Genomic DNA, 15,934 nt, shown 5'->3' with positions numbered 1-15,934 from the left:
CAGAGATTCACAGTGGATAAATTAACTATTAAAGCCAGCAAGCCTTTAGCTGGTGAAGTCGTGATCTCTGGTGCAAAAAATGCGGCACTCCCCATTTTAATGGCTGGCGTATTAGCCGAAACAGATTTTATTGTCTCAAATGTTCCCAACTTACGCGACGTGATCACCAGTTGTGAATTATTACGTTGTTTAGGTGCCGAAGTTGAAGACCTCGGCGGTAGCCGCATTCGTATTTCTACCTCTAACTTAAACGAATATTGCGCACCTTATGACTTAGTCAAAACAATGCGTGCATCGATTCTTATTTTAGGCCCACTGCTTGCCCGTTATGGTACTGCAGATGTTTCTTTACCTGGCGGTTGTGCCATTGGTGCTCGTCCGGTGAACCTGCATTTACATGGCTTAGAGTTAATGGGTGCCAAAATTGAAGTCAAGGAAGGCTACATTAAAGCGCGTGTTGATGGCCGTTTAAAAGGCGCTCATATCTTTATGGATATGGTCAGTGTCGGCGCAACAGAAAACTTGCTGATGGCTGCAGCATTAGCTGATGGCACGACAGTCATTGAAAATGCGGCCCGTGAACCTGAAGTGACTGACTTAGCTCATTGCTTAATTGCCATGGGAGCAAAAATCACTGGTGTTGGTTCTGCCACGTTGACGATTGAAGGTGTGGAACGTCTATCGGGTTGTGAATACCGCGTCATGCCAGATCGTATCGAAACCGGTTCATTCTTGGTTGCCGCAGCCGTTACTCGCGGTAAGATTCGTTGTGTATCAGCCGATCCTAAAACCTTAGAAGCGGTATTATCTAAGCTTGAAGATGCCGGTGCTGAGATCACAACTGGCGAAGATTGGATTGAGCTTGACATGAAAGGCCAACGTCCAAAGTCTGTTAATATTAAAACCGCACCTTATCCTGCGTTTCCAACCGATATGCAAGCGCAATTTTGTGTGTTGAATGCACTTGCTCAAGGCACAGGTCGTGTTACTGAGACTATCTTTGAGAATCGCTTCATGCACGTTCCTGAATTAAGCCGCATGGGCGCAGACATAGAGCAAGAAGGTAATACTTGTATCATCCATGGTACTGAGCGTTTAAACGGTGCCCAAGTGATGGCGACAGATTTACGCGCCTCTGCCAGCTTAGTGATTGCAGGCTTAATGGCTGATGGCTTAACTACAGTCGATCGTATATATCACCTTGACCGTGGTTACGAGCATATTGAAGCCAAGTTTCAAGGTTTAGGTGCTGAAGTTGTTCGCGTGAAGAACTCTTAGGTTTATCTCGCTCAGCAGAAAATACCTCATAAAAAAGCCATTCATTTGAATGGCTTTTTTATAACGTTGATTTAATGAGTAATAGGTATTACTCAGGCGCTGTGGCTTTTTCTGCAATAATGACTGGCAGTATTTGACGCTTACCCTCACGTATAATGGTCATGTTGACTTTAGTTCCTGGAGGGGTCTCTGCAATTCTGTCCATCAACATTTCAACCCCCGGGACATCTTCATCATTATATTGGGTAATGACATCTCTTGGCGTTAAGCGCGCACGAGCCGCTGGTCCGTCAGGATCGATACCCGTCACTAACACACCTTTTAAATCGGGTAGGTTGAGTATCTGTGCCATTACCGGATTAAGTGGTTCACCTGAAATACCTAGAGCACCACGGATAACTCGGCCATGTTTAATCAACTTATCCATAATGCTGTGGGCTAACTTAATGGGGATAGCGAAACTAATCCCATTACCGCCACTATCATTACCCACTTGGAATGCCGCGGTATTGATACCGATTAATTCACCGCCGGTATCGATTAATGCTCCGCCTGAGTTACCAGCATTAATGGCTGCGTCTGTTTGTAAAAAGTCGAGGTAACCTGAACTTAAGCCATTACGTCCTGTTGCACTAATAATACCCTGAGTAATTGTTTGGCCAATATTGTATGGATTACCAATGGCTAGCACCACATCGCCTACTTGGGCTAGTTTATCGAGATTAATCGGTACTATAGGTAAATTATCGCCTTCAATTTTAAGTACTGCTAAATCTGTCTCTTGATCAGAACCAACTACTTCAGCAGTAAATTTACGCCCATCTTGTAGCGCAATAACAATCTCGTCGGCTTTTTTTATCACATGATAATTTGTGAGCACATAGCCTTCTTTACTCATTATCACGCCAGAGCCAAGGCCTTGAAGTGAGCTTGAATTGAGCGGATTACGTTGATCAATGCTAAGGCTATAAATATTGGCCACTGCAGGTGCGGCTCGACGAACGGCTTTAGCGAAAGATAATTCTGAGCCACTATTGCTGACATTTGTGAGGCTATTGTTGAATGAGGAATTTTGCATTAACGCTGTTATGGCTAAAAAAACAGCAGCCATAATTAGACCAAATACCACAGCTTTAGTTATATAGATGCAAGTGTCTTTTAGGTTCATGGCTTGAATAATTGTTAAAAAAAATGGCTGTTATATTAACATAGCTCAAATAAATAAGCACCGACCAAAAGTTGGCCGATGCTTCATTCTTGAACGGGTATCACAGACTATAACCTGATGATTCTTATAGCTGTGATGAGGTAAATTAAGTGTCAACTATGTTAGCGTCAACTGCATTAGCGTAAAACAAGGTAGAGTAAGTTATTGTCACGTAATATCTTCAGTGCCACAGAGTTCTTATTGTCTTTTAGCATTTCTTTTAATGCTTTAAGGCTGGTCACTTTACTGCGATTAAGCCCCACAATTAAGTCTCCTTTGACTAAGCCACTCATTGCTGCTGGTGAACCTTGAGCAATATCAGTGATCTCAATACCTTTTTTACTGTCCTCAAGTGTCGCGCCTTGTAACATAGGATGTACGCTACCGGCTTCAGCCTCAACTTTGTCTGCTTCACCTAGTGTCGCTTTAATCTTCTTCGTATCGCCATCACGAATAATTCCGAATTCAACCTCGGCACCAGCACCCATAGTGGCTACTTTTGCGCGTAATTCCTGGAAGGTTTTAATACTCCGCCCATTGAGGCTGACAATAATATCACCCGCTTTTAATCCTGCTTTATCAGCAGCACTTTTTGGCATCACTTCATTAACGAAACCGCCGTGCTGGGTATCTAAACCAAACGCTTTGGCAAGTTCATTATCAAGATCGCGACCTGATACCCCTAATACGCCGCGTCGTACTTCACCATGCTCAATAATCTGTTCAACAAGGTTGTTAACCATATTGGCTGGGATAGCGAAACCAATACCAACGTTACCGCCATTTGGGGCGACAATCGCAGTATTAATACCGATGAGTTCACCTTTTAAGTTAACTAATGCACCGCCAGAGTTACCACTATTTATCGCGGCATCAGTTTGGATAAAGTTTTCTAGCATTTCAATGCCTAAACCACTGCGGCCGAGTGCGCTGACTATTCCTGACGTTACAGTTTGTCCAAGCCCAAATGGGTTACCGATGGCAACTGCAAAATCACCAACGCGGATGTCGTCAGAATCAGTTTGCTTAATCGCGACTAAGTTTTTCGCTTCAATTTGCAGCAGGGCAATATCAGACTCTTTATCTGCGCCAATGAGTTTAGCCGTGACTTCGCGACCATCATGTAAACCCACTTTAATATCGTCAGCGCCGTTAATAACGTGGTTATTAGTAATGATATAGCCTTTATCAGCATCGATAATGACCCCTGAGCCTAACCCTCTAAAAGGACGTTCTTGAACTTGCTCTTGTGGAGCGTTTGGACCAAAGAAGTAGCGAAATACATCAGGGACGCGTTGTTTTGATACTTGAGTACCAGATACTGCTACTGATACCACCGCAGGTGTAGTGCGTTCTAGCATTGGCGCTAAACTAGGAATAGCTTGGCCGTCAACCGCTTGTGGAATGGCAGCGAGCGATAGTGTTGGTGCTATGGCTAACGATGCCGTTAATAACGCAGCAGAAAGTAAACTTAATTTGGTTTTCATCTATGGATAGCTCCTGTATGCATTCAAGCTTTATGACATTAAAATATGTGGTTTGATGACATAAAATATGTGGCTTGAGGGCATTATTTTAAAGTTAAATATCGTTAATCATTTATATTAGTGCTGTTGCGAGCCCGTTTTGAAATGGTGAGCTAATCAGTTCGTTTGCAATAACAAGTCAGTAAAAAATAAGTCAGTTGACGATAATCAATCAGAGTAGTGCTCATCTGGTTAGTTGCATTTTTATTAACAAAGGTTAATTTGATCCTTTGAAGCCATTACTCGTATTTGTTGTTTAATGTTATTATTCGCAGCAATTATTTGATGTAAGAGAGTCGTAATCGTGTCGCAGTTAACCCCTTGGCAGCATTATCAGCAAGACCTTACCCGAGAAGATTTTTCACATGATGCCGCACAAGAAAAAGCGGTAAAATCATTACAACGCGTTTACGATGAATTAATGGTCGCGGCTAAACCGATATCTGGTATTAATAAATTGTTTGCTGCCGTTGGGGTTAAATCAACACCTGCAGCGGTAAAAGGCTTGTATTTATGGGGCGGCGTTGGTCGTGGTAAAAGCTATTTAATGGATACTTTTTTTGACTCATTGCCTATTGAGCAAAAATTACGAGCTCATTTTCATCGGTTTATGCATCAAATCCATCATGACTTAGGCGAGTTAAAAGGTGTACAAGATCCGCTATTGTCTATAGCCAAGAAGATGGCGTCGCAATATAAAATTATTTGTTTTGATGAGTTTTTTGTCTCAGATATTACCGATGCCATGTTATTGGGGACTCTATTTCAAGCATTGTTCAAAGAAGGGGTTGCACTCGTGGCTACCTCAAACATCATCCCCGATGAATTATATAAAAACGGTCTACAGCGAGCGCGTTTTTTACCTGCGATTGCGTTGATTAATCAACAATGTGAAATTCTCAATGTCGATTCAGGTATTGATTACCGTCTTCGCACCTTAGAGCAGGCTGAGATTTATCATCATCCACTCGATGAACAAGCAGACATCAACTTGTTGCATTACTTTGATCAACTCGCGACCGAATCAGAAAGACTTACTGCACCGATAGAAATTGATGGCCGTGCCATTCGCATTCGTCAACAGTCACAAGGTGTACTGTTAATTAATTTTCGTGATCTCTGCGATGGCCCTCGTTCACAGCGAGATTACATGGAAATGGCATGCCTTTATCATACTGTGCTACTGAGTGGATTAGAGCAAATGGGTTCACAGCAAACTGGTGATGATATTGCCAGACGCTTTTTAGCCATGGTTGATGAGTTTTACGAGCGAAACGTGAAATTGATTATTTCTGCGCAAGTGGAATTAGAGCAGATTTATACCGATGGCCAGTTAACGTTTGAGTTCAGACGTTGTCGCTCAAGACTGATTGAAATGCAATCGAGAGAGTATCTGGCGCTGGAACATTTACCATAGGCTAGCCGTGAGATTTTTAAAAAAAGCAGACGGTTAATTATTCAGCCGAAATAGAGCAGTTTATTTAAAATATTATCAGAAATCAGGTGATCTTTGCTGTGGCTTTGCGTATAATCTGCGACCTGCCCGCGTTAATCCGCCAATTTGGGCGGAAGTTGTAAGCCAATATTCATGTTCGAAGGGGCAAGAATCGGTAATTTTGTGTTGATTGCAACCTGCAGTCGGCATGTGAGACAGAAAATTAACTTTGGGTTTTTGTAATAATGAAGACTTTTACTGCTACACCAGAAACTGTAACTCGTGACTGGTTTGTTGTTGACGCTGAAGGCAAAACTTTAGGCCGTATCGCAACTGAAATCGCAACTCGCTTACGTGGCAAGCATAAGCCAGAATACACTCCACACGTTGACACCGGTGATTACATCATCGTTATCAATGCTGAAAAAGTGACTGTAACTGGTAATAAAGCAGCCGGTAAGATCTACTACTCTCATTCAGGCTTCATTGGTGGCATTAAGCAAATCAGCTTTGAGAAGCTTCAAGCTCATAAGCCTGAAATGATCATCGAGAAAGCAGTTAAGGGTATGTTACCAAAAGGTCCTTTGGGCCGTGCCATGTTCCGTAAACTTAAAGTTTATGCTGGCACAGAACATAACCACGCTGCACAACAACCACAAGTTCTTGATATCTAAACGGGAGGAGTAAGCAAATGTCTGCAACTCAGTACTACGGCACTGGCCGTCGCAAAACATCTACAGCTCGCGTTTTCGCTAAAGCAGGTAGTGGCAATATCGTTGTAAACCAACGTCCTTTGGATGTTTATTTTGGTCGTGAAACTGCTCGTATGGTTGTTCGTCAACCATTAGAATTAGTTGAAATGACTGATAAATTAGACATCTATGTAACAGTTAAGGGCGGTGGTACTACTGGCCAAGCTGGTGCAATTCGTCACGGTATTACCCGTGCACTATTGCAACTAGACGAAGCTTTACGTCCTACTCTACGTACCGCTGGTTTTGTTACCCGTGATGCTCGTAAAGTTGAACGTAAGAAAGTTGGTCTACGTAAAGCACGTCGTAAGCCACAATTCTCTAAGCGTTAATTCGTTTTTTGGATTCAAAAAACCCAGCTTATGCTGGGTTTTTTATTGCCTAAATTTTATCACTTTACACTGCAGCAATTTTATTCATCAGCAGCTATCAAGCGCTCTTTTGTCCTGCGAGTTCAGCTCTTAATACACTGGATATTAACCTAGCCTGGAATAAGTCACTTCTCCTTACCCGTAAAACAAATGGCAAGTTTGATATGACATAGGCCGAAAGTGGTTATTTTACCTTACTTAGTTTCATCTCTTATACCAGCGCTTATTTCCCGTTCAGGTTAACTTTTTTGGCATTAGGTATTAGGCATGAGGTTTACAAGCTTGTGACTTATAAGGTCGAAATGCATTGAATAAAGATGTACTACTAATAGTGCTCACTAGATTGAACGTTTTGATTTAAGACAGCAGGGGACTTGGCGTATTAAGGTAATCTATTTACAAGGCAGATTAAACGCAGTTGCCAATCATGCTTAACGTCTTCTTAGGCTAATCAAGCAGATATTGAATATAATAAGGCTCAATAAAAGAGAGGCTAAAACATGAATATACCGTTATTAATGAGTGCATTTGGGTTAGTTTTAATCCTTGAAGGGCTAGGTCCATTACTTTTTCCTAACAAGTGGCAAAAATATTTATTAGAGCTTTCGACACAAAAGCAAAATGTTCTCAGACGCTTAGGTGGCTGCTTAGTAACAACAGGAGCCGTTTTATTGATCATTTTTCAATAAAATACTTGCCTATAACCCCCTAAAACCTGTTAAAATTCTATTTTATACCACAAGACGTTGCAGCTAATAATGGGCAAAAATGTAGTCGTACTCGGCACTCAATGGGGTGACGAAGGCAAAGGTAAGATTGTCGACCTTTTAACAGAACAGGCAAAATACGTAGTTCGTTACCAAGGCGGCCATAATGCTGGTCACACTTTGGTAATTGATGGTGAAAAAACCGTTCTTCATCTTATTCCGTCTGGGATTTTACGTGATAACGTAAAATGCATTATCGGTAATGGTGTGGTTGTTGCTCCTGATGCGTTGATGAAAGAAATCAACATGCTCAAAGGACGTGGCGTACCTGTAGAAGAGCGTTTATTAATTTCTGAAGCATGTCCGCTTATCCTTCCGTTCCATTGTGCATTGGATATTGCTCGCGAGAAAGCGCGCGGTAATCAAGCCATTGGTACAACTGGACGTGGTATTGGTCCTGCATATGAAGACAAAGTTTCTCGTCGCGGTTTACGCATCGGTGATTTGTTTAATGCAGAACTTTTCGCAACTAAGTTAAAAGAAGTGATGAAATATCATAACTTCATGCTAACTGAGTATTACAAAGTTGAAGCTGTTGATTATCAGCAAACACTTGATGATGCATTAGCGATTGCTGATTATCTGAAAAGTATGTGTACTGATGTCAGTGAAATGCTTGATGCTGCGCGTAAAGCGGGTGAGCCGATTCTATTTGAAGGCGCTCAAGGCACATTATTGGATATCGACCACGGTACTTATCCATTCGTGACGTCATCAAACACAACAGCTGGCGGTGTAGCGACAGGTTCAGGTTTTGGTCCTCGTCATTTAGACTATGTTTTAGGCATCATGAAAGCTTACACGACTCGCGTCGGTGCTGGTCCATTCCCAACAGAATTAGCCAACGAAATTGGCGATTATATTGGTGAGAAAGGCCAAGAGTTTGGTGCAACGACTGGTCGTAAACGTCGTCCAGGTTGGTTGGATGCAGTGGCCATGCGCCGTGCGGTTCAAATCAATAGCGTTAGTGGTTTTTGTTTAACTAAATTAGACGTTTTAGACGGTCTAAAAGAAGTTAAAATCTGTGTTGGCTATCAATATCCTGATGGAACTGTTTCTAAGGTAACTCCTTTGGCTGCAGAAGGTTATGATTTAGTTACGCCAATATACGAAACTATGCCTGGTTGGAGTGAAAACACTTTTGGTGCTACATCAATCGAGCAGTTGCCTACCGCGGCAATGAACTATATCAAACGTCTTGAAGAGTTATTAGAGACGCCTATTGATATTATCTCTACTGGGCCGGACAGAAATGAAACCATGATTTTGGTTAGTCCGTTCAAGTAAACTAAAGAGGCCGCGATAAGCGGCCTTTTTAATGAGCCTAATTAACGCTTGTAACAGTTTCTACTCAAGAAATACGCTATACTGCCGATGGATAAACCATGAAAGTGTCAGCGAGAATCCTTATGTTGCGTATCTGTTTATTGTTATTGAGTGTCGTTTCCATCAATGTATTTGCGGTGACAGAAGCCGTCGATATCTATAGCGATCAACAATTGATTTCGCTCATCCGCTCAAATCAATATTTACAACGCGTCAAAGCAGACGACTGTCAGTTGGTTCAAGATATTGAAGCCCGTGCTGAAGTATTAAAGCAACCCATGTATCAGTTTTTATGGGGTGAAATGCTTAATAACGGTGTGTGTGTCAAGGCTCATCCTTCTCGCGGTATGGCATTGCTGCAAACTTCTGCCGAGCAAGGCAGTGCTGAAGCGATGGTAAAATTGGCAGATTATTATTATCGCGGTAAACTAGTGGTTAAAGATCCCAATCGTGCAGTGCAATATGTGTTGCCTGCGGCAGCTAATGGGGATTTAACCGCAAGAATGACATTAGTTCGTTTGTTTGGTGAAGGCTATGGAAGTCCTGCCGATTATGAACTTGGCTATCATTGGTTATATAACAGTATATTTGATGACGATGCTCAACAGAAAAAAGCTTCGTCTTTATTACAGATGCTCGCTGCAAAAATGCCTGCCAGTATAGTGGCCAGGGCACAGCAGCCACAGCTGTACACACGTTAAAGGCTCCACAATATGGAGCGAATTATTTGGAAATTGAATGATCAACGATCCTCATTTTGAGAGAGAACAAGACAAGTACGACAATCCTATTCCTAGCCGTGAGTATATTTTAGAATACTTGCGTGCCCAAAAGTCTCCTGTTACCCGCGATAAAATAGCTGAAGCATTATCCATTACCGATGAAGTGCCATTAGAAGCACTTCGTCGTCGTTTACGTGCGATGGAACGTGATGGCCAGTTAGTCTTTACTCGCGGGCAAAGCTATGGCTTACCTGAGCGTATGGATTTATTGTCTGGTACCGTTTTAGGCCACCGCGATGGATTTGGCTTCTTTAAGCCTGATGAAGGCGGTGATGACTTATTTATCAGTAATCGCGATATGCTGATGTATTTCCATGGCGATAAAGTGCTAGCACAAAAAGCGGGAACTGATCGTCGTGGTCGTCGTGAAGCTCGAATTGTGCGCTTAGTTCATGAGCGAACCGCTGCCTTAGTTGGCCGTTACCACGTCGACGCCGGTATGGGCTTTGTGATTGCAGATGACAGACGCATCACCCAAGAAATATTAATCGCCAGTGAAGATACCCTTGGCGCCCGCGCCGGTGATGTGGTGGTGGTTGAGTTAACCCGTCGCCCTGGTCGTTTTGTTAAAGCGGCAGCGAAAGTGACCGAAGTCTTGGGTAAGACCATGGCACCGGGTATGGAAATTGAAATTGCCTTACGTAATTATGATTTACCCCACACTTGGTCAGCGATTATTGAGAAAAAACTCAAACGTATTCCTGACGAAGTCACCGAAGAAGATAAATTAGGTCGCGTCGATTTACGCCATTTACCCTTGGTCACTATTGATGGCGAAGATGCCCGTGATTTTGATGATGCGGTATATGCTGAAGCAAAACCAAGTGGCGGCTGGCGTTTATGGGTGGCGATAGCTGATGTGAGCCATTATGTACGTACTGATTCAGCATTAGATACTGAAGCGCGCGCACGTGGTAATTCGGTGTATTTCCCGTCGCAAGTTATTCCTATGCTGCCTGAGAAAATATCTAATGGCTTGTGTTCATTAAAGCCAAAAGTCGACCGTTTATGTATGGTTGCTGAGATGACAATTTCTGCAGCGGGTAAGTTATCGGGCACCAAGTTTTATCCAGCAGTAATGCATTCTCATGCTCGTTTTACCTATACCCAAGTTGCTGACATGCTAGAAGGTGGCCCAATAGCCCCTGAGCATGAAGCGCTATTCCCACATTTATTATGTTTGCAGTCGTTATATCTTACTTTAGATGAGCGTCGTGCTGAACGTGGTGCTATTGCATTTGAAACCTTAGAAACGCAGTTTATCTTTAATGAGCAGCGTAAAATTGACAAGATCGTCCCACGAGGCCGTAACCAAGCGCATAAAATCATTGAAGAATGTATGATTTTAGCTAACGTGGCTTCGGCAAAGTTTGTCAAAAAACACAAAGGTGAGGTGCTGTATCGTGTGCATGAAGCGCCGTCAGAACAAAAACTGGCTAACTTTAAAGAGTTTCTTGCTGAGCGCGGCTTAAGCATGGACGGTGGCTTAGAGCCAACCCCGACAGACTATCAAAATTTGATGTTAAAAATTGCTGACCGTCCTGACTTTGAGTTAATTCAGGTGATGTTATTGCGCTCAATGCGCCAAGCAGTTTACAGCCCAGATAATGAAGGTCATTTTGGTTTAGCATTAGAAGCGTATTCGCATTTCACTTCGCCAATTCGTCGTTACCCTGATTTGATTTTACATCGAGTGATTAAGTATTTACTCGCAAAAGAGCAGGGCGATGTCACTGACAAGTGGACTCAAGATGGCGGTTATCTTTATCAGCTTGAAGAATTAGATCTATTAGGTGAAGAATGTTCAACCACCGAGCGCCGCGCAGATGAAGCCACTCGCGATGTCAGTGATTGGTTAAAATGTGAATACATGCAAGATCACGTCGGTGATACCTTTGATGCCGTCATTGCTTCAGTCACTAGCTTTGGTCTGTTTGTTAGATTAAACGAATTATTTATTGATGGCTTAGTACACATATCAAGCCTTGCCAGCGACTACTACCAATTCGATCCAATGCGTCAACGACTGGTTGGTGAAAACACTCGCCAAGTGTATCAAGTGGGTGATGCTGTTACTGTTAAGGTTGCTGCGGTTAATCTTGATGATCGTCAAATTGACTTGTTGATGGTGGGTGACAATAGTAAAGGCGCAGGCAAATCGGCACGTAAAGGCAGCAAGCCTTCAACGGCTCGTGAACGAGTGAATGTTGAAGGGGCTAAAGCCGCACGTAAAGGTAAGTCGACAGATAAACCTAAGTCAGACAAATCTAAGTCGGATAAGCCTAAGGCCAGTAAACGTCGCTCAAGCAATAAAGCGTCATCGCCTGCGAGCAAGCCAGTGGCGGCAAAGAAGTCCACCGCGGCAGAGCAAAAAGCTGATACCACAAAACCGAATTCTAGCGTTAAGAAAACCCCTGCCAAGCGCAGCAAGAGAAAGTAATTAAATGAAAAAACAAGATACCATTTTTGGCATTCATGCCGTTGAAGCATTATTAAATCATAGCCCTGAACGTGTGATTGAACTTTGGCTGTTACAAGGCCGTGATGACGAACGCTTAACGCCATTGATTAATATCGCATCAACGTTTGGTACTACATTGCAACGTGCTGCACGTAAAGTGTTAGACGACAAAGCGGGTAGCTCACAACACCAAGGTATTGTCGCGCGTGTAAAAGCGGTAAAACCTTTGACAGAAACTGATTTAGACGCATTACTTGATAAAACAGAAGTGCCTTTTTTACTCATTTTAGACGGTGTAACCGACCCACATAATCTTGGTGCTTGCTTACGTAATGCCGATGCCGCTGGGGTACATGCGGTTATTGTACCTAAAGATAATTCAGTTGGATTAACCTCAACCGTCAGCAAAGTGGCTTGTGGCGCAGCAGAAACGGTACCGTTATTCCAAGTGACCAATCTTGCTCGTACCATGCGTCATCTTCAAGACAAAGGTGTTTGGATTGTCGGCACAGCAGGCGAAGCAGATGGTAATGTATATCAAGCGGACCTTAAGGGGCCTCTAGCGATTGCTATGGGTGCTGAAGATAAAGGTTTGCGTCGTTTATCTCGCGAAGGCTGTGATTCATTGGTTTCGATCCCAATGGCTGGCAGTGTGTCGAGCCTTAACGTGTCCGTTGCCACTGGGGTATGCTTATTTGAAGCCGTCAGGCAGCGTTTAGGTTAATTATTGCCTGCAGTAGAACGACATAAAAAAACGGCGATATTTATCGCCGTTTTTTATTATCTCGAGTTCAGCTTGTGTTAGGTTATTGATGGGTGTCAGTCTTTAGCTTTTACAATCAAAGCCAGAATAAACATTAGCGTCTGCCAATTTCGTTATCGACATCCTCGTCATCTAACTCCTCTGGTATCAAGGTTTCTTCGCTCACACTGGCATAAGAGGTATTATATTCAGCTTGCTCATCAGCATCATCAAACTCATCATTGGTTGATTCCGGTTGGACATCGAATGCATCTTCAGCGGGATTGATCATTTGTTCGTTGACCATTTCAATGTCAACACGTGGATCAAATGATGCTGCTAATGGCGAGCTGACTAAGTCGCCCCCGGCCATCATGTAATCTCCAGTACTTGTTTGCTCAGCTTTTTGACGCACATTAATCCACAGTAGCCTTGCCAGTAAGGTGAATGAGCACATCGCCATAAATCCATATAGCATTTGATCACCTAATGCTTGCATTAAGCCAGAAGCGACTAAAGGACCAATACTTGCGCCAATACCAAAGGTGACTAAGATTGTGGCAGATAGCCCAACCCGCTCATGTTGTTCAACGCGCGAATTGGCTAATGCAGTTGCTAATGGATACAAGGTAAACGCTAAAATACCAAATAAGCTGGTTAATATTAACGAAGACACTGCGTGGAATGGGATTATTGTAATGATCAACACTATGACGCCTAATAAAGCGCAGTTAATCCGAATTAATAAGCTACGAGAGATGACATCGGATAATTTACCCATTGGCCATTGGGCTAGCAATCCTGCAAAAATGGTACACGACATATAGAGCGCAACGTGCTCAGGATCAATGCCTTTAGCCGTGGCATAAGAGGGAGCCAAACCATAAAAACAGCCGACTATCATGCTTCCTAAGGCTATGGTTGTCAGAGCTTGGGGGGCTCTTTTCCAATAGAGTCCCATTTGTAATGGGGCTGGTGTTAACGGTTCGGGGTGAATTCTGCGCGTGATCGAAATCGGTACGATACATAAGGCAAAACAGATGGCAATCAACAGCAGTGGCTCTAAGCCTAAATCGGGATATAAACTAATGGCTCCTTGCCCAGCCATTAGCGCTAAATAAGATACGATCATGTAGCTCGCAAAAACAGTACCACGTTGGTTGTTTTCTGCCTGCTCGTTGAGCCAGCTTTCTAACACCATATATTGGCACATCATTCCCATACCCACTGCGAGGCGCAATACTAGCCAAATGGCTAAATTATCGATGAGGGCATGACCCAATGCGGAGGCAGTCACTATGCCCGCACAGGCAACAAAAGCACGAATATGACCGACTTGCGCAATCAGTTTATGGCCAACTTTAGAGCCGCAGACTAGGCCAATATAGTAAGCTGACATCATGCCACCAATCCATATTTGTGGCACCTGCATTGTGGTAAGACTTAGGCCTAAGTATGTGGTCAGTAGACCTGCAGCAAGCACCATCAAAAAGGTGGTGCTATATAATGAGGCAAAACTGCGTAGCGGGCTGTCCATAACTTGGCCTTTATTTTTTCAGTAAGGCCTCGTTTGCCTCATTGATTAATGGTCTTGTTTCGCTTCATTTAAGGTCAATAATTATTGAAACGTATACAACAAGTTGAATGTGGTGATGGTGTCAGTATTTTTACTGTCATCAGGAACCACTTCAGTGTACTTGATGTTCATACCTATTTTAAATGCCCAATCTTGAATAAAGGTGTTTTTATAACTCATATCAAGGGTTAAGGTATTATTAGTCTGACCTGTTTCAGCTGTCACATCAGCATTAAAGCTAGTGTACTCTTGCAGTTTAACTGTGTATTTGGCCGCCGAACGTAAAATAATATCGCGGTTTGCATCAGGATCGGGTTCTGCAACACTGCCTTGTGGTTGGTCGTAACGATAACCCGGACCAGCTTCAAGGCTCAGTTTTGTTCTATTGTTCTTAATTAAATCAAAACCATAACCTGTTGAAATAGTAGATATTCGAGTGTACGAACCAAATTGATCCCAAGTAAATTCACCACGGCCAAATATATAACCGCGCTCTAGCTTGTAGTTAGACTGTAAGTATAATTCGTAACGCTCAGCAGTAGACTCATTACCATCAGCCGCATAATAGGCCTTTAATGTTGCTTCTTGCTTAGTGTTCTTCGAATCATAAGTTAAATAAGTTCGACCGTTGAAGTTTTTAGTTTCGTTGTTACCGCTATTTAATTGCAAGCCTGCTTCTACCTCAGCATTAAAACTGCTGGGTGGTTCCTGATAATCAGGTGGAACTAAGGCCCATGCCGGAGCAGACAATAAAAAGAGGCAGCATGTTGTTACTATGTTTTTCATGGTCATCATTAAAGTGTTTTATTCTTGATGGCGTAAACGCGGTATTTCGGACTGCGGCCATCATACCTGTAATCAAGATTGCTGAAAAGAGTGAGTTAGTGCTTGAGTTTATCGTACACTTTATGTATCATCGCGCGCTCAAATCAGTCACTTTAATTCGTTCCTTGCCTCCACATTGGTCTGACTGAGCCAGAAAAGAGGCTACTTAACCGTAAGGAGCAATAAATGCGTCATTATGAAATCGTATTTATGGTTCACCCAGATCAAAGTGAACAAGTCCCAGGTATGATTGAGCGTTACACCGGTGTTATCACCGCTGCTAATGGTACAATTCACCGTTTAGAAGATTGGGGCCGTCGTCAATTGGCTTACCCGATCCAAGACCTACATAAAGCTCACTATGTTCTTTTGAACGTAGAAGCATCTGCAGAGTCTATCGAAGAACTAGAAACAGCTTTCCGTTTCAACGACGCTGTTCTGCGTAACATGGTAATGCGCACTAAAGTGGCCGTTACTGAAGCTTCTCCTATGGCAAAAGCAAGAGACGAACGTGATTCACGTCGTTCACCTTCTGATGACCGTAATGCAGAAGAAAGCGCTGAAGAAAACGCTGAATAATTTTTTGAATAATCACTTAGTGTTGTCTGGCACGATAACTCGTACAAGACGATTAGATAGCCCAAGCGGGATTGCCCATGTGGTGATAACGGTAGAGCATAAATCACAGCGGCAAGAAGTAGAAATGTTGAGAAACGTCTACTGTTTGATCCAAGTGATATTAAGTGGTCCGCGCTTTAATAGCGTAGCAAATAAATTACAAGCAGGTGTGCAAGTTGATGTTGAAGGGTTTCTTTCACTACAACAAGGGCGAAATGGACAAAACCGTTTAGTCTTGCATGCTGAAAATGTCGAATTGAAAACTTAG

General features: G+C 42.9%; 15 protein-coding genes. 11 read left to right on the top strand and 4 right to left on the bottom strand.

Annotation, left to right across the window (positions count from 1 at the left end; translation table 11 throughout):
* The first annotated feature begins 12 nt into the window (after positions 1-12).
* On the top strand, positions 13-1,278 hold the full coding sequence (gene murA / locus H5114_RS05090; protein ID WP_124015065.1) for a UDP-N-acetylglucosamine 1-carboxyvinyltransferase: 1,266 nt from the start codon (positions 13-15) through the stop codon (positions 1,276-1,278).
* Positions 1,279-1,366: 88 nt separating this feature from the next.
* Here murA and degS read toward each other — a convergent pair whose 3' ends face one another.
* On the bottom strand, positions 1,367-2,446 hold the full coding sequence (gene degS, locus H5114_RS05085; protein WP_124015064.1) for an outer membrane-stress sensor serine endopeptidase DegS: 1,080 nt from the start codon (positions 2,444-2,446) through the stop codon (positions 1,367-1,369).
* A 176-nt stretch (positions 2,447-2,622) separates the two neighbouring features.
* Positions 2,623-3,972 carry a Do family serine endopeptidase DegQ gene (gene degQ, locus H5114_RS05080; RefSeq protein ID WP_124015063.1) on the bottom strand — a complete coding sequence of 450 codons (1,350 nt, stop codon included), beginning with the start codon at positions 3,970-3,972 and terminating at the stop codon, positions 2,623-2,625.
* A 343-nt stretch (positions 3,973-4,315) separates the two neighbouring features.
* Between degQ and zapE the strand changes: the two genes are divergently transcribed.
* The 8 genes from zapE to rlmB all read left to right on the top strand — a co-directional run bounded on the left by zapE (position 4,316) and on the right by rlmB (position 12,629).
* Entirely contained in the window at positions 4,316-5,428 is a 1,113-nt protein-coding gene (gene zapE, locus H5114_RS05075) for a cell division protein ZapE (protein ID WP_182722363.1), read from the top strand.
* A gap of 263 nt (positions 5,429-5,691) precedes the next feature.
* Entirely contained in the window at positions 5,692-6,120 is a 429-nt protein-coding gene (rplM, locus tag H5114_RS05070; RefSeq protein ID WP_011638797.1) for a 50S ribosomal protein L13, read from the top strand.
* Positions 6,121-6,137: 17 nt separating this feature from the next.
* Positions 6,138-6,530: a 30S ribosomal protein S9 gene (gene rpsI / locus H5114_RS05065; RefSeq protein ID WP_124015061.1), complete on the top strand. Its 393-nt coding sequence runs from the start codon at positions 6,138-6,140 to the stop codon at positions 6,528-6,530.
* A gap of 539 nt (positions 6,531-7,069) precedes the next feature.
* Entirely contained in the window at positions 7,070-7,258 is a 189-nt protein-coding gene (locus tag H5114_RS05060; protein WP_124015060.1) for a DUF2065 domain-containing protein, read from the top strand.
* Positions 7,259-7,327: 69 nt separating this feature from the next.
* Positions 7,328-8,623 (top strand): adenylosuccinate synthase, encoded by a 1,296-nt coding sequence (locus H5114_RS05055; protein WP_124015059.1) that lies wholly within the window; start codon positions 7,328-7,330, stop codon positions 8,621-8,623.
* A gap of 122 nt (positions 8,624-8,745) precedes the next feature.
* Entirely contained in the window at positions 8,746-9,363 is a 618-nt protein-coding gene (locus H5114_RS05050; RefSeq protein ID WP_404948341.1) for a tetratricopeptide repeat protein, read from the top strand.
* A 37-nt stretch (positions 9,364-9,400) separates the two neighbouring features.
* Positions 9,401-11,884 (top strand): ribonuclease R, encoded by a 2,484-nt coding sequence (gene rnr / locus H5114_RS05045; RefSeq protein ID WP_182722361.1) that lies wholly within the window; start codon positions 9,401-9,403, stop codon positions 11,882-11,884.
* 4 nt (positions 11,885-11,888) lie between these two features.
* Positions 11,889-12,629 (top strand): 23S rRNA (guanosine(2251)-2'-O)-methyltransferase RlmB, encoded by a 741-nt coding sequence (rlmB, locus tag H5114_RS05040; RefSeq protein WP_124015056.1) that lies wholly within the window; start codon positions 11,889-11,891, stop codon positions 12,627-12,629.
* Between the two features lie 133 nt (positions 12,630-12,762).
* Here rlmB and H5114_RS05035 read toward each other — a convergent pair whose 3' ends face one another.
* Together H5114_RS05035 and H5114_RS05030 are read right to left on the bottom strand one after the other, a co-directional pair.
* Positions 12,763-14,184, bottom strand: coding sequence for an MFS transporter (locus tag H5114_RS05035; RefSeq protein WP_182722360.1), 1,422 nt, complete (start codon positions 14,182-14,184; stop codon positions 12,763-12,765).
* Between the two features lie 81 nt (positions 14,185-14,265).
* Complete coding sequence (locus H5114_RS05030; protein WP_124015054.1) at positions 14,266-15,018, bottom strand: YdiY family protein; 753 nt, start codon at positions 15,016-15,018, stop codon at positions 14,266-14,268.
* A gap of 216 nt (positions 15,019-15,234) precedes the next feature.
* On the opposite strand from H5114_RS05030, the gene rpsF reads away from it, so the two are divergent.
* Together rpsF and priB are read left to right on the top strand one after the other, a co-directional pair.
* The gene (rpsF, locus tag H5114_RS05025) at positions 15,235-15,627 is read left to right on the top strand and encodes a 30S ribosomal protein S6 (protein WP_124015053.1); all 393 of its coding nucleotides are present in this window, start codon (positions 15,235-15,237) and stop codon (positions 15,625-15,627) included.
* On the top strand, positions 15,593-15,934 hold the full coding sequence (priB, locus tag H5114_RS05020) for a primosomal replication protein N (protein WP_182722359.1): 342 nt from the start codon (positions 15,593-15,595) through the stop codon (positions 15,932-15,934). Before rpsF ends, priB begins: the two co-directional genes overlap by 35 nt.

The sequence above is a fragment of the Shewanella sp. SR43-8 genome (assembly GCF_014163775.1).
Lineage (GTDB): Bacteria > Pseudomonadota > Gammaproteobacteria > Enterobacterales > Shewanellaceae > Shewanella > Shewanella vesiculosa.
Note: the sequence above shows the minus strand (reverse complement) of the source record. Positions and strands in the feature narration are given on the sequence as shown.

What these genes read in the sequence shown, in the direction of transcription:
- rnr (WP_182722361.1), top strand. Translation starts at nt 9,401, where the DNA reads ATGATCAACGATCCTCATTTTGAGAGAGAACAAGACAAGTACGACAAT.
- rlmB (WP_124015056.1), top strand. Translation starts at nt 11,889, where the DNA reads ATGAAAAAACAAGATACCATTTTTGGCATTCATGCCGTTGAAGCATTA.
- priB (WP_182722359.1), top strand. Translation starts at nt 15,593, where the DNA reads ATGCAGAAGAAAGCGCTGAAGAAAACGCTGAATAATTTTTTGAATAAT.
- H5114_RS05060 (WP_124015060.1), top strand. Translation starts at nt 7,070, where the DNA reads ATGAATATACCGTTATTAATGAGTGCATTTGGGTTAGTTTTAATCCTT.
- degQ (WP_124015063.1), bottom strand. Translation starts at nt 3,972, where the DNA reads ATGAAAACCAAATTAAGTTTACTTTCTGCTGCGTTATTAACGGCATCG.
- rplM (WP_011638797.1), top strand. Translation starts at nt 5,692, where the DNA reads ATGAAGACTTTTACTGCTACACCAGAAACTGTAACTCGTGACTGGTTT.
- rpsF (WP_124015053.1), top strand. Translation starts at nt 15,235, where the DNA reads ATGCGTCATTATGAAATCGTATTTATGGTTCACCCAGATCAAAGTGAA.
- H5114_RS05035 (WP_182722360.1), bottom strand. Translation starts at nt 14,184, where the DNA reads ATGGACAGCCCGCTACGCAGTTTTGCCTCATTATATAGCACCACCTTT.
- H5114_RS05055 (WP_124015059.1), top strand. Translation starts at nt 7,328, where the DNA reads ATGGGCAAAAATGTAGTCGTACTCGGCACTCAATGGGGTGACGAAGGC.
- H5114_RS05050 (WP_404948341.1), top strand. Translation starts at nt 8,746, where the DNA reads ATGTTGCGTATCTGTTTATTGTTATTGAGTGTCGTTTCCATCAATGTA.
- rpsI (WP_124015061.1), top strand. Translation starts at nt 6,138, where the DNA reads ATGTCTGCAACTCAGTACTACGGCACTGGCCGTCGCAAAACATCTACA.
- degS (WP_124015064.1), bottom strand. Translation starts at nt 2,446, where the DNA reads ATGAACCTAAAAGACACTTGCATCTATATAACTAAAGCTGTGGTATTT.
- H5114_RS05030 (WP_124015054.1), bottom strand. Translation starts at nt 15,018, where the DNA reads ATGATGACCATGAAAAACATAGTAACAACATGCTGCCTCTTTTTATTG.